The 12,900-nt window shown below is 64.8% G+C and carries 12 protein-coding genes; 5 read left to right on the top strand and 7 right to left on the bottom strand.

The features are described 5' to 3' along the window. Position 1: 1 nt before the first annotated feature. From HAPAU_RS09310 to HAPAU_RS09290, 5 genes are all read right to left on the bottom strand, one after another. Complete coding sequence (locus HAPAU_RS09310) at positions 2–913, bottom strand: 1,4-dihydroxy-2-naphthoyl-CoA synthase (protein ID WP_066381860.1); 912 nt, start codon at positions 911–913, stop codon at positions 2–4. 36 nt (positions 914–949) lie between these two features. Further along, entirely contained in the window at positions 950–2,686 is a 1,737-nt protein-coding gene (menD, locus tag HAPAU_RS09305) for a 2-succinyl-5-enolpyruvyl-6-hydroxy-3-cyclohexene-1-carboxylic-acid synthase (protein ID WP_066381858.1), read from the bottom strand. Next, a complete protein-coding gene (locus tag HAPAU_RS09300) occupies positions 2,683–4,035 on the bottom strand; it encodes an isochorismate synthase (RefSeq protein ID WP_066381857.1) in 1,353 nt (450 codons plus the stop codon). Before HAPAU_RS09300 ends, menD begins: the two co-directional genes overlap by 4 nt. Before the next feature lie 130 nt (positions 4,036–4,165). After that, positions 4,166–5,362, bottom strand: coding sequence for a Cdc6/Cdc18 family protein (locus tag HAPAU_RS09295; RefSeq protein ID WP_066381856.1), 1,197 nt, complete (start codon positions 5,360–5,362; stop codon positions 4,166–4,168). 508 nt (positions 5,363–5,870) lie between these two features. Next, positions 5,871–6,467, bottom strand: a complete 597-nt coding sequence (locus HAPAU_RS09290; RefSeq protein WP_066381854.1) for a sulfite oxidase-like oxidoreductase — start codon at positions 6,465–6,467, stop codon at positions 5,871–5,873. A 152-nt stretch (positions 6,468–6,619) separates the two neighbouring features. On the opposite strand from HAPAU_RS09290, the gene HAPAU_RS09285 reads away from it, so the two are divergent. Both HAPAU_RS09285 and HAPAU_RS09280 read left to right on the top strand, forming a co-directional pair. Next, positions 6,620–6,832 carry a ribbon-helix-helix domain-containing protein gene (locus tag HAPAU_RS09285; RefSeq protein WP_066381853.1) on the top strand — a complete coding sequence of 71 codons (213 nt, stop codon included), beginning with the start codon at positions 6,620–6,622 and terminating at the stop codon, positions 6,830–6,832. 94 nt (positions 6,833–6,926) lie between these two features. Then, entirely contained in the window at positions 6,927–7,205 is a 279-nt protein-coding gene (locus tag HAPAU_RS09280) for a UPF0058 family protein (protein ID WP_066381851.1), read from the top strand. 186 nt (positions 7,206–7,391) lie between these two features. Here the strand turns inward: HAPAU_RS09280 and HAPAU_RS09275 are convergent, their stop codons facing one another. Beyond that, a complete protein-coding gene (locus tag HAPAU_RS09275; protein WP_066381849.1) occupies positions 7,392–7,697 on the bottom strand; it encodes a hypothetical protein in 306 nt (101 codons plus the stop codon). Positions 7,698–7,853: 156 nt separating this feature from the next. Between HAPAU_RS09275 and HAPAU_RS09270 the strand changes: the two genes are divergently transcribed. Continuing rightward, complete coding sequence (locus HAPAU_RS09270) at positions 7,854–9,212, top strand: adenylosuccinate synthase (protein ID WP_066381989.1); 1,359 nt, start codon at positions 7,854–7,856, stop codon at positions 9,210–9,212. 42 nt (positions 9,213–9,254) lie between these two features. Continuing rightward, positions 9,255–9,989, top strand: a complete 735-nt coding sequence (locus HAPAU_RS09265) for a hypothetical protein (protein WP_066381847.1) — start codon at positions 9,255–9,257, stop codon at positions 9,987–9,989. Positions 9,990–9,993: 4 nt separating this feature from the next. Here HAPAU_RS09265 and HAPAU_RS09260 read toward each other — a convergent pair whose 3' ends face one another. Next, entirely contained in the window at positions 9,994–10,554 is a 561-nt protein-coding gene (locus tag HAPAU_RS09260) for a hypothetical protein (RefSeq protein WP_066381843.1), read from the bottom strand. 143 nt (positions 10,555–10,697) lie between these two features. On the opposite strand from HAPAU_RS09260, the gene fdhF reads away from it, so the two are divergent. Beyond that, positions 10,698–12,833: a formate dehydrogenase subunit alpha gene (gene fdhF, locus HAPAU_RS09255; protein WP_066381841.1), complete on the top strand. Its 2,136-nt coding sequence runs from the start codon at positions 10,698–10,700 to the stop codon at positions 12,831–12,833. Positions 12,834–12,900 lie beyond the last annotated feature (67 nt).

Genomic DNA, 12,900 nt, shown 5'->3' with positions numbered 1-12,900 from the left:
CTCAGTAGTGCCACGGGTACTCATCGAAGTCGGGGTCACGCTTCTCGAGGAAGGCGTCGCGACCCTCCTGGGCCTCGTCGGTCATGTACCCCAGTCGGGTCGCCTCGCCGGCGAAGACCTGCTGGCCAACCATCCCGTCGTCGACGGCGTTGAACCCGAACTTGAGCATGCGGATCGCGGTCGGACTCTTCGAGGTGATCGCCTCGGCCCATTCGAGAGCGACATTCTCCAACTCTTCGTGGGTGACCGCCTCATTCGCCATCCCCATCTCCACGGCTTCTTCGGCGGAGTAGGTCTTCCCGAGGAAGAATATCTCGCGGGCCTTCTTCTGGCCGACCTGCCGGGCTAAGTAGGCGGAGCCGAATCCGGCGTCGAAACTCGCTACGTCGGGGTCGGTCTGGAGGAACTTCGCGTGCTCCTCGCTCGCGAGTGTCATGTCACAGATGACGTGCAGGGAGTGGCCGCCCCCGACCGCCCAGCCCGGGACGACTGCGATCACGGGTTTGGGCATGAAGCGGATGAGGCGCTGGACTTCGAGGATGTGGAGCCGTCCTGCCTTCGCCTCGCGGACGTCGGCCGAATCCGCGGTGTCGGCCTCGTCGTCGCCGCGGTACTCGTAGCCCGAGCCGCCCCGAACCGACTGGTCGCCGCCGGAACAAAAGGCCCAGCCGCCGTCTTTCGAGGAAGGACCGTTGCCGGTCAGGAGGACACAGCCCACGTCGGTCTGCTTGCGGGCGTGATCCAGCGCGCGATAGAGTTCGTCGACGGTGCCGGGCCGGAAGGCGTTACGCAGTTCGGGACGGTCGAAGGCGATCCGGACCGCCCCTGCCTCGTGCGCGCGGTGGTAGGTGACGTCGTCGAAGTCGTTTTCGACGGGGTCCCAGCGCTCGGGATCGAAAATCTCGGAAACCATGCGCGCCGGTACGCGACCAGCCGCCAAAAGCGCCCGTCATCCGAGGCGCTCGCGAACCCGCTCGTGGATTTCCTCGCGCCGGCGGTGGCTCGCCTCGCCGTCGACGACGACTTCGATGACATGCGTCCCCGGACTCGAAAGCGAACCCTCGTAGGCGTCCTCGAACCCCGCAAGCGAGTCGGTTCGAACGAACTCGAACCCGTAGAGGTCGGCAGTCGGCGCGAAGTCGAGTCCGTGGGGCGTCTTGAACTGGCCGGTAAACGGCGGGTCGAACCCCTCGATGGGCAGCATGTGGAAGATACCGCCGCCGTCGTTGTTGATGAGGACGACCGTGGCGTCGACCCCACACCGCGAGAGCGCGAGCAGGCCGTTCATATCGTGATAGTACGCGAGATCGCCGGTGACGAGAACGAGCGGGTCGTCGGTGGCGCTGCCCGCTCCGAGCGCACTGCTCGTGATCCCGTCGATCCCGCTGGCGCCGCGATTCCCGAGGACGGTGAGATCTGCCTCGCGGGGCCGGCCGAAGCGGTCGGCGTCCCGGACCGGCATTGAGTTCGAGACGAACACCGTCGCGGGATCGGGCGCCTTCCGGAAGACGCGTTCGAGGACCGCACCCTCGAAGATGCGATCCGTTTCCCCGTCGATCAGACTCCAGTACCGTTCCTCGACCTCCGCGAACCGTGCTCGCCACGCGCCGGGTTCCGGGGAGTCGAGATCCGCGGCGAGCGCGCGAGCGAATTCGGTTCCGTCCGCGGCGACGAGGTCCGTCGCCGTGAACGTCGCTTCGTGCCACTCCCCCGCGGGATCGACGAGGACCTGCCGGGCGTCGGCGTCTCGAAGGTACTCGCGGAGCGTCTTGGAAGTCGGCGAGGCCCCGAGCCGAAGCACCAGATCGGGGTCGAGCGGGTCGACAGCGGCGAGCCACGAGTCGTAGCCACCGCAGACCGTGGCCTCGCCGGGACCGAAGCGCACCCCCGAGAGAGGGTCGGCGAGGATCGGAAATCCGGTCGCACTGGCGAGCGCTCGGATCGCCTTACCGTCGAGACGGTCGGAGGGGCCGGTAACGATCAGGCCGCGCTCGGCGTCTTCGATCGCCTCGCTCAACCGCCGGCGGTCGGTCTCGGAAAGCGTCTGGCGGCCCGGCGTGACCGCGACGAACGGTCCATTTCGTCCCTCGGCGGCAAGCGGATGGCGGTCGGCGAGGTCCGCGGGTACGTCGTCCTCAACCTCGATGGGTTCGAGCGGTTTGGCGAACGGGGCGTTCAGGTGGACCGGTCCCGCCGGCGTGCCCGTACTCTCGGCGAGCGCCCGGCAGACAGTGGTTCGAAGCGAGCGGAGCCGGCGGGCCTCGGGGGCGGGTTCGGGGAGTTCACGGTACCACCGGACGGAGTCGCCGTAGAGCTTCGCCTGGTCGATCGTCTGGTTTGCACCCGAGTCACGTAGCTCGGCGGGTCGATCCGCGGTGAGAACGAGCATCGGAACCCGTGACTGGGAGGCCTCGATCACCGCGGGGTGGAAGTTCGCGGCGGCGGTCCCGGAGGTGCAGACCAGCGGCGTCGGTTCTCCCGTTCGCTTCGCGCGCCCGAGGGCGTAGAAGGCCGCCGAGTGCTCGTCGAGATGCGAGTGGACCGTAATGGAGTCGTGAGTGGCGAAAGCCACCGTCAGCGGTGTCGACCGGCTGCCCGGTGCGAGACAGACGTCCTCGACTCCCGCCTTGTGGAGTTCGTCGACGACGACCCGGCCCCACAGTGTCGCGCGGTTCGGTGCGCTCATTCGGCGGCGAGCGCGTCGAGGATCGCACGGTATTTCAGCTGTACTTCCTCCCACTCCTCGTCGGGATCCGAATCGGCGACGATCCCGTTGCCCGCAAACAGGGTAACGAGGTCGTCGCTCGCGACCCCCGAGCGGATCGCGACCGCGAACTCGCCGTTCCCGTCGGCATCGAACCACCCGACAGGGGCGGCATACCAGCCCCGCTCGAACGTCTCGGTCCCGCGGATCGTCTCCCATGCCTCTTCCGGTGGGAGGCCACCGACCGCGGGCGTGGGGTGGAGCGCCTCGACGATCGAAAGGACGTGCTCGTCGTCCGTGAGTTCGGCTCTGATGGGGGTCCGGAGGTGCTGGATCGTCGCGAGCTTCCGGACGGTCTGTTCTGCGACGCGGACCTCCCCCAGTGGTTCGAGCTGCTCGCGAATGGTGTCGACAACCACACCCTGTTCGTGCTGGATCTTCTCGCTTTCGAGCAGCGAGGTCATCAGCTCGTGGTCCTCCTCGGGGCTCTCCCCGCGTGCGGCCGACCCCGCGAGCGCCTCCGTCTCGACCTGTCGTCCTGAAAGCGAAACCAACCGTTCGGGTGGCGCGCCGAAGAAACTCGCCGATTCAGTGGGTTCGATCAGGAACCGATAGCACTCGGGGTAGGTCCGCCGGAGGCGTTCGAGCACGTCCGGAATCGCGATTGCGGTCTCGAGTTCGACCTCGAGTGCCTGTGCGAGGACGACCTTGCGGAGGTCGCCCGCGGCGATGCGGTCGGTCGCAGCACGCACCTGGCGGGTCCACTCCTCGCGTGGAGTGGTGCGGGTCGTCGAGGCGATACCGGGCGGGGCGGCGCTCGGCTGCATCGCCGGATGGGCCGTGAGCGCCGAGCGGACGCGGTCGAGTTCGGCTTCGACCGCCTCGGAATCGGCGTCGGGGTCGTATCGAGAGACCGTGAGCCATGTCGTCTCGTCGGTTCGCGTGAGCTGAACCCGGGGAACGACGAACTCGGCGGCGGGAAACCCCTCCCACGGCGGGGCCGGTTCGTGGCCGGCATGGAAGGCGAACCCGCCGAACGCCCGCGGACGGGCGGGCGAGGGGAGATCGGCGTCCGGGGCGGAGAACAGCCGACCTGCACCCTCACGGAGGGCGTCGAACCGATCGGGACCCGCGGCGCGAAGGCGGGCTGCCGCACCGCCGCCGACGATCTCGAGGCCATCGGGGGCGGCCCAGTGGATCCGGGGGGGATCGTGGGCGGCGAGAAACGAACGGTAGGAGAGATCCGCCAGTTCACGGGCCCGGCTCACGAGGGTCCCACCCTCGCCGTCGGGAGCCGCGATCACCGAACTATCACGGTGTGAGACGGTCATTACCCGTTCTCGGGGTCCCGTCCCCTTCAGCGTACCTATCCCGCGGAAGACACCATGTTTCCGGTGAAATACACCGGGTATCCGGTGAATTCCGGATCGGCTGTCCGAAACGGACGGTCCGCGCGAGTCGCTACTGCCCGTCGACGAGGACGTCCCGGACCACGGTCGAGTCCTCTAGTAACCGGTGTTTCGTGTAACTGCCCTCGGCGCTGCCGCCGCTGTGGCGGGACTGCTCGATGATGTCGAGAAACGCGTGTTCCTTCAAGAGGTCACGGACCCGCCGCAGGGAGAGGGTTTCGGTCCCCTCCTGTCTGCAGATCTCCTCGTAGACATCGTAGATCGCGGTGGTACGAAAGCCGTCGGCCCCCGAATCGTTGAGCGAGAGAATCGTCAGCGCGTGGAGCACGTATCGCGAGTGGGGCGTCGACCCGCGGATGAGTTCCCGGAAGCGGTCCGTCTCGGCGCGTTTTCTCGCGTCGGTGACGAATCCCTCCTGCACCCGTTCGGCACCCGTAGACTGGGCGATCTCGCCGGCGTACCGGAGGATGTCGATCGCCTTGCGGGCGTCGCCGTGTTCGCGTGCGGCCAGCGCCGCCGCACGGGGAATTACGCCGCCGTCGAGGACTCCCTCGCGGAAGGCGTCGCGACGGGCCTCCATGATCTCGCCCAGTTGGGAGGCGTCGTAGGGTGGGAAGACGAACTCGCGTTCACAGAGGCTCGATTTGACACGCTCGTCCATGCGGTCTTTGTACCGGATCTTGTTGCTGATCCCGACGACGCCGATCTTGCAGTCGGTGAGCTTGCCCGCTTCGCCCGCCCGCGAAAGCTGCATGAGGATCGCGTCGTCCGCGAGCTTGTCGATCTCGTCCAAGATGATGAGCACGACATCGTAGCACGCATCGAGGATGCGCCAGAGGCGCTTGTAGTAGGTCGCGGTGCTGATCCCCTTATCGGGGACGTTGATCTCCGTGCGCTCGGGACGGTTGAAGCTGCTCGCGATCGTCTGAACCGCCTGCGTCTCGGTGGTGTCCTGTGCGCAGTCGACGTACGCGAAGGCGGCGGTGACACCCTCGCCCATCGCGGCGTCGACGAGCCGCTGGGAGACGTGTTTCGCACACAGCGATTTGCCGGTGCCGGTCTTGCCGTAGATGAGGATGTTGCTCGGGCTCTGCCCGAAGATCGCCGGGTTGACCGCGTTGGCCAGTAACTTGATCTCCTCGTCGCGCCCGACGATCCGTCCCTCCTCGGGGAGGTGGTTGATCTCCAACAACTCCTTGTTGACAAAGATGGGGTCATCGCGAATGAACAACTCGTCCGTCTCGACCATACACCCACACCACGTTTCCGGTGAAATAGCGCTTGCGTTTCGGTCGGACACACACACCGGGTTTCCGGTGAAACGCGGTGAGACGGACGGTGTACTCCAAACGAAACGAAGGTTGTCCGAAGGGGAGACGTGAATCCGTAGTCGAAACGAGGGACCCGCACTCTGCTGATCGATCCTCATCGGATCGAAAACACCAGTGAAGAGGGACTGGCACCCATCGCACGTTGGATCAACTGGAGAGAAAGACGATCACAGATCGCCTGTTATTTAATTCGACGAATCAATCAATGGACGGTAACGCACGTATCGTATATAGTTCTATATACTCGAATTAGTCATTTGTTTCCAGCTATTTTGTTCACCGGATCCGACAGGATACCCGAAAGTCCGGTTCGATGTCCCGGTATGTTCGCTCGCCCACCGGTCTCCTCCTCGCCCGTTTCACCGGAAACCCGGTGTGTGTGCGTACCGTCGTCACCCCTTTACGAGGACCGAGACCGAGTGCGGGTCAGCTGTAGCGCTCCTCGTTCCACGGGTCGGCGGTGTTCGAATACCCGCGTTTCTCCCAGAACCCCCGCTGCGGTTCGGTGAGGAACTCGATCCCGTCGACCCACTTCGCCCCCTTGTATGCGTACTTGTGTGGCGTTACGACGCGAAGCGGCCCGCCGTGCTCCTTCGGGAGCACCTCACCGTCGAACTCCCACGCGAACAACACCTCATCGCGCATACAGTCCTCGAGCGGGAGGTTCGTCGTGTAGCCGTCGAGCGCGGAGAACATGACGTGGACCGCCTCCTCGCTCACGCCCGCCAGTTCCGCGAGCGTGGGGAACGACACGCCAGTGAACGAACAGTCGAACTTGCTCCAGCCGGTCACGCAGTGAAAGTCCTGCTTCTGGGTCGTCCGCGGGAGGTCCCTGAACTCCTCCCACGAGAGGGCGAGGTCGTCCTTAACGGCACCCGTGACAGTGAACTCCCAGGAGTCGGGGTCGAGCGTCGGGACCGAGCCCTTTGAGAGGACGGGAAACGCCTCGGTTTCGCGCTGACCCGGCGGAAGACGCTCGTCGCCGAACTCCCGGTAGAGGTCGGTGACGTCGGTCGTACTCATGGATGGAGGAAGTCGACCGACGTACGTATGTTTGCCGGAACATCCTCCGCCCGCGAACCGATGTTTTCCCATCCGGAGATTTCCTTTCCGATTCCGGCATGATTTATCCCGCCAGAGTTAAATACGCCTCTATCGAACCCCCCGATATTCCGATGCCCAAAGTAGAAATCACCGTCCCCGAGCACCTCGAAATGCAGATCGCACAGATGGTCGATCAGGGTGAGTTCGCGACCCGTGAAGAGGCCATAGAGGACCTGCTCTCGGCGGGGCTGAAAGCCTACAAGACGAGCGGACCACAGATGGACGACGAACCCGCACTCGAGGACGACGGGATGATGGGACACGACGACGAGTACGTCTTCTAGTCTCGGGCCCAACGCGGCGGCCGCGAGAAACTACCCGTGTCATCAACTGACCCGGGAAATTCTTAACACGCCGACCGCCATACCGATAGGTACGATGCACAAAGACGAGCTTCTGGAGCTACACGATCAAATGGTCACCATCATGGAGTACTTCAAACGCCAGGAGGACGTCGACGAGAGCCTCTTTAGCCCCTACGACCAGCTCGACGTCGATCCCTCACACGTCCACAAATCCAAGAGCGAACACAAACACGCCGTGTTCGTCCTCGGCAACGCGCTCGCAAACGCCATGAGCAACGACGAGTTCTCGAGTGCAGGCCGGATCGGAAAACGCATGGCGGAACTCGCCGACGACGCCGAGCGCAAGATTTGATCAGTTTTCGAATTGACTCAATAAGTGTGTGTTAGAACCGTCTCTCTACAGCCGAGGAGGCGATCCGCTCGGAGCTACTCGGGATGGCCCGCGCGGGAGCGACGTGACGATATCGCGGCACACGGGCTATCACCGCTGTCTGGTCGGGATGCACGACGGGACGTTACGCGTCGCCGTTCCGGAACTCTAACTCTCGACTTCGGCGATGCCGTCGATCTTCATTCCTTCGAGCGTGCCGATCGTTTCGTCGAGTTTCCCGTCGAGTTCGGAGACGAACTCCTCGGTTCGCTCGGTAGTGATCGCTCCTTGACTGGAGGGCTCGATGAGGTTCTCCTCTTCGAGGACGCGAAGCGAGTAGCGGACTTTGTGGTGCGGGTAGCCGGTCTCGTTCGACATCTTCACGATTCCGATGGGCTCGTTCTCGATGACCATCTTCAGGACCTGAAGGTGTCGTTCCAGCATATCGACTTCTTTCTCAAGCCGGTCTATCATGGCATTTGTTAACTTGTCGTTCGTACTTTTAAAAGTTGCTGTCGGCCCGCCGGGTTGCCGAGGTCGGTCGAACGATTGGCACGGGGCTGATTAACACTTGCGATCGGGACCGCACGGATCGCAATCGGTATGGAGGTCGGTCTGAAACCCCCCGGTATGACCGTAACGATCGTGGGTTCCCAGTTGGGCGACGAGGGCAAGGGCGGCGTCGTCGACCTCTACGGCGACGAGGTAGACGTCGTCGCACGGTACCAGGGCGGGGACAACGCCGGCCACACCGTCGTGTTCGGCGAGGAGGAGTACAAACTCTCGCTCGTTCCGAGCGGCGCGATCCGTGGGAAGGTCGGCGTGCTCGGAAACGGCTGTGTCGTCAACCCCGAGACCCTCTTTGCGGAGATCGACGGCCTTCGCGAGCGCGGGCTCGATCCCGACGTGCGAGTCGCCGAACGCGCTCACGTCATCCTGCCGTATCACCGGGTCCTCGACGGGATCGAGGAGACGGCGAAAGAGGACTCGGACCTCGATGCCGGCACCACCGGCAGGGGAATCGGCCCGACCTACGAGGACAAGATCGGCCGTCGGGGGATCCGGATCGGCGACCTGCTCGATCCCGACTCGCTTCGAACCAAACTCGAATACGTCGTTCCCCAAAAGCGCGCGCTCGCCGAGGACGTCTTCGGAGCCACGACCGACGAGGCCTTCGACATCGGGAGCCTCTACGAACAGTACCGCCGCTACGGCGAACGGCTCGCCGAGGAGGAGATGACCGTCAACGCCGGCGGGTTCCTCACTGAGCGAATCGAGGCCGGCGAGAACGTCATGTTCGAGGGCGCACAGGGGACCTCGATCGACATCGACCACGGCGACTACCCCTACGTGACCTCCTCGAACCCCACCGCGGGCTACGCCGCGACCGGCACCGGCGTCGGCCCGACGGTGGTCGGGCGCGGCGAGGTCATCGGGATCGTCAAGGCGTATCTCACGCGCGTGGGAACCGGCGAGTTGCCTACCGAACTCGGTTCGGTCGAGGGTCAGACGCCGGAGGACGGCGGCCGCCCCGAGATGGCCGACCTCGCGACCGAGATCAGGGACGAGGGCGGCGAGTACGGCACCGTCACCGGCCGGCCGCGCCGCGTCGGCTGGCTCGACGTGCCGATGATCCGCCACGCCGCCCGCGTCAGCGGCTTTACCGGCCTCGCGATCAACCACATCGACGTGCTCGCGGGGATGGACGAGGTCGAGGTCGGACACTCCTACGACCTCGACGGCGAGGAGATCCTGACGATGCCCCCGACGAGCAAGCAGTGGGCGCGCTGTGAGGTCAATTACCGACGGTTCGACGGTTGGCCGGAGGCCGACTGGGAAGCCGTCGCAGCGGAGGGCTACGACGCGATCCCCGAGAACGCCCGTACCTATCTCGAGTACATCAGCGACGAACTCGACACACCGATTTACGCCGTCGGCGTCGGCCCCGGCCGCGAGCAGACGGTGATCGTCGAGACGCCCTTCGCCTGACGACACATACAGTTATCACGACGGCTCCGGAACTGTTCGTGTATGGAGAGGTCGGATTCCGGGGAGGTCGACCGAGAGATCGAACGGCTGGTGGGGGAGATCGATTCCGGAAGCGAGTACGACCGGCGGGCCGAGGAGTTCCTCGAACTCGAAGCGACGTTACAGCAAGTCGAGGGGACGGAAGGCTCCGCGAGCGAGACGCGGACAACCGGGGCGGTGACGGCCGCCCGGCGGATTTCGGTCGTCGACGTTCCCGATACCTATCCCGAAGCGATCGGAACGCCGGCGGCGCTGGCACTCGACCTCCGACTCGATTCCGGGCGCGAGACGACGGTGTACGCCGAGTGGCCCGAAGTGTTCACCGTCGAGACACCGCTCGCCCGACTGCTCGCGAGCCTCGATCTCTCGCCCGACTCTTTCGCGGATCTCAACGGCTCGGAGGTTCCCGTCCAACGGCTCGGTGGCCGATACGTTCTGGACATCCCCGCGTCGACTACGACGGACCGATCACACAGGTGGGTCTACGCGATTGTCGCCTGTCTCGCCGCGTGGGGACTCGTCTGGCTGGCGAATCCCCACGGGGGACTCATTCTTCTGGCGTGGACGCTGTTGCCCGTCGTGACCTACTTCGACCTGATGTACGTCCGCGAGGCGGGCAACTGGAGCCCGCGGCGGTATCTCTGGCCGCTTCTCATGGTGATCTGGGTCGTCAACGTCCCCGCCGCGCTGGTCTACCTCTACAGGCGGGTGCGCGCCCTCGGTCCGTTCTGGCGCTGATTTCTCACTCCTCGGTTCCCAACCGCCAGAGCGCCCGGTAGAGCGTCCAGCAGTCCACGCCGTGTTCCTCGGCGACCGCTCGACACGTATCGAGGAACCTGCGGTACTCCTCCACCGAGAGCGAGTCGGGGTACGAATCGGCGAGTTCTCCAGCCCGGGAGAGCACACCCCACGTTCGCCCGTCGACGGCCACATAGCGGTCGGGATCGATGAACTGGAGGAATGCGCTCGCGACGCCGACGTCGACGCCCTCCAACTCGGTCAGGCGTTCGATCCGTTCGGCGAGATCGGCGGCGTTCGCGGCGTCGATGACGGCCTCGCGGACCGCGCCGCGCTCGTTCTCGCCGAACCGCGCCTCGCCCTCGCGGTGTTCACGGTCGGGGTATGCTCCGAGATAGCGCCGGTAGTACCACTGGACGACCCACTCGGCGTCGCGAAAGCCGAACTCGCCCCCGGCGAACGCCGTCGGATACGTCTCGATCGCCTCCTGTTCGACCGGGTACAGCGGTTCCTCTTCGACGTAGGCCGCCGCCTCCTCCTCGATTACCGAGCGAGTGAGTGTCATAGTCCTGTTTCGAGGGGGGATACCCTCAACGTTCGCCCCGAAACCGTGTTTCGTTACGTATCACTCGATGGGACACACGCAGGCGTTAAGTGAATGGTACACCTTTACACGATCGATGATCAACTACCGAGGGAGGAAGAACGATGGCATCTGAGGAGCAACAACCGGTCAAGACGATCTGTCCGTACTGTGGCGTCGGCTGTGGCATTCAGGTCAACCCCGGCGAGGAACCCGGCGACATGCGCTTTATGCCGTGGGGCGAGGCGCCGGTCAACGAGGGGAAGATCTGCATCAAGGGCGGCGCGGCGACGCAGGTCGTAAACCACGAAGACCGGCTTACCGACCCGCTGATCAAGGAGGACGGGGAGTTCCGCGAGGCCACCTGGGAGGAGGCCTACGAACTGATCGTCTCGGAGATGGAACGCATCCGCGAGGAGTACGGCCCCGACGCGATGGGCTTCTATGGGTCGTCGAAGACGATGAACGAGGAGAACTACCTCCTCCAGAAGCTCGCACGCCGGTACGGGACGAACAACGTCGACAACTGCACGCGGATGTGTCACGCCTCGACCGTCTGGGCACTACGAACGAGTCTGGGCGCGGGCGCGATGACCAACAGCATGGCCGACCTCCGCGAGGAGGCCGACGTCTTCTGGATCCACGGGGCCAATCCCGGCGAACAGCACCCGATCGCCAATAGCGTCTACTTCCGGCAGGCGGTGCTCGAGGGCGCGACAGTCATCCAGGTCGACCCCCACGCCAACAAGACGACGCGGTCGTTCAAGATCGACGAGACCGACCGCCACATGCACCTGCAGGTCGAACCCGGAACGGACATTCCACTGTTGAACGTCGTCATCAAGACGATTTTGGAGAAGCACGAGGAGAACCCGGAGGAGGGGTGGATCGACGAGGCGTTCATCGAGGAGCGCACCGAGGGATTCGACCACTTAAAGGAGACCCTCGATGGTTTCGACAAGGAGGCTGCAGCCGAGGAGTGCGGTGTGTCCCTCGAAGACATCGAACTCGCCGCCGAGAAGTACGCCTCCGCCGACAGCGCCGCCATCTTCACGGGAATGGGGATGAGCCAGCACGCCTGCGGCGTCGACAACGTTCAAAACGAGATCAACCTCGCGCTGATCACGGGCAACCTCGGGCGGCCGGGTACGGGAGTGAACCCGCTTCGTGGCCAGAACAACGTTCAGGGGACCTGTGACGTCGGCGCGATGCCGAACGTCCTGCCCGGCTACCAGCTGGTTGACGACGACGAAGCCAGGAAGAGCGTCGAGGAGGTCTGGGGCTTCGACGTGCCCGCGGAGCCGGGGCTGACGAACGTTGAGATCTCCCACGAGTTCGGCGAGTCGGTCAAGGGGCTGTACGTCATGGGCGAGAACCCCGTGATGAGCGAGCCCGATTCCAACGACGTCGCAGAGCGGATCCAGGAACTGGAGTTCATCGTCGCACAGGACATCTTCATGACCGAGACCGCGAAGTACGCCGACGTAATCCTGCCGGCGACGACGTGGGCCGAGCGCGGCGGCACGGTCACCAACACGGACCGGCGGGTTCAGCGGATGCGCCCCGTCGCGAAAGTCCACGAAAACACGAAACACGACCTCGAGATCGTCTCCGAGATCGGAACCCGGCTGTTCGGCGAGGACGGCGGCTTCGACTTCGAGGACCCCGAGGAGGTCTTCGAGGAGCTTCGGCTCGTGTGTCCGAGCTACCACGGGATGACCTACGAGGCGCTCGGCGAGGAGGGGATCCAGTGGCCCTGCTACGAGGAGGGCGACGAGGGAGATCAGTACCTCTACGAGGAGCACTTCGACACCGAGAGCGGGCTGGGCCACATCGAGGGGGTGAGCCACACCCCGCCGGCCGAGACGCCCGACGAGGAGTACCCGCTGATCCTCACCACCGCCCGACTGGAGGAACACTACAACACGGGAACGATGAGCCGCCGGTCGCCGACGCTCAACCGCCAGCACCCCGAGAACTTCGTCGACATCCACCCGAACGACGCCGAGCGCTACGGCATCGAGGACGGCGAGCAGGTGACGATCCGCTCGCGCCGGGGCGAGATCACCGTCGAGGCGCAGGTCACCGAGGACATCAAGGAGGGCTCGATCTGGACGACGCCCCACTTCGCCGCGGCCTCGGCCAACCGACTGACGAACGACGTGCTCGATGAGCGCGCGAAGATCCCCGAGTACAAGGCCGCCGCCGCCGAGATCGAAGTCGGCATCGAGCCCACGGACGACGCACCGGCGGACGACTGATCGGGCGCGGCTGCCTCCTTCCCGATTCGATCCCCGACAGCTATGTCCCTCGCGGGTCGGCTATCGG

Source organism: Halalkalicoccus paucihalophilus (assembly GCF_001593955.1).
GTDB classification, from domain to species: Archaea; Halobacteriota; Halobacteria; order Halobacteriales; family Halalkalicoccaceae; genus Halalkalicoccus; species Halalkalicoccus paucihalophilus.
This window is presented reverse-complemented; position numbering and strand designations above follow the sequence as displayed.

Excerpts from the sequence above, each read along its gene's own strand:
- HAPAU_RS09310 (WP_066381860.1), bottom strand. The coding sequence starts at position 913 with ATGGTTTCCGAGATTTTCGATCCCGAGCGCTGGGACCCCGTCGAAAAC.
- menD (WP_066381858.1), bottom strand. The coding sequence starts at position 2,686 with ATGAGCGCACCGAACCGCGCGACACTGTGGGGCCGGGTCGTCGTCGAC.
- HAPAU_RS09300 (WP_066381857.1), bottom strand. The coding sequence starts at position 4,035 with ATGACCGTCTCACACCGTGATAGTTCGGTGATCGCGGCTCCCGACGGC.
- HAPAU_RS09295 (WP_066381856.1), bottom strand. The coding sequence starts at position 5,362 with ATGGTCGAGACGGACGAGTTGTTCATTCGCGATGACCCCATCTTTGTC.
- HAPAU_RS09290 (WP_066381854.1), bottom strand. The coding sequence starts at position 6,467 with ATGAGTACGACCGACGTCACCGACCTCTACCGGGAGTTCGGCGACGAG.
- HAPAU_RS09285 (WP_066381853.1), top strand. The coding sequence starts at position 6,620 with ATGCCCAAAGTAGAAATCACCGTCCCCGAGCACCTCGAAATGCAGATC.
- HAPAU_RS09280 (WP_066381851.1), top strand. The coding sequence starts at position 6,927 with ATGCACAAAGACGAGCTTCTGGAGCTACACGATCAAATGGTCACCATC.
- HAPAU_RS09275 (WP_066381849.1), bottom strand. The coding sequence starts at position 7,697 with ATGATAGACCGGCTTGAGAAAGAAGTCGATATGCTGGAACGACACCTT.
- HAPAU_RS09270 (WP_066381989.1), top strand. The coding sequence starts at position 7,854 with ATGACCGTAACGATCGTGGGTTCCCAGTTGGGCGACGAGGGCAAGGGC.
- HAPAU_RS09265 (WP_066381847.1), top strand. The coding sequence starts at position 9,255 with ATGGAGAGGTCGGATTCCGGGGAGGTCGACCGAGAGATCGAACGGCTG.
- HAPAU_RS09260 (WP_066381843.1), bottom strand. The coding sequence starts at position 10,554 with ATGACACTCACTCGCTCGGTAATCGAGGAGGAGGCGGCGGCCTACGTC.
- fdhF (WP_066381841.1), top strand. The coding sequence starts at position 10,698 with ATGGCATCTGAGGAGCAACAACCGGTCAAGACGATCTGTCCGTACTGT.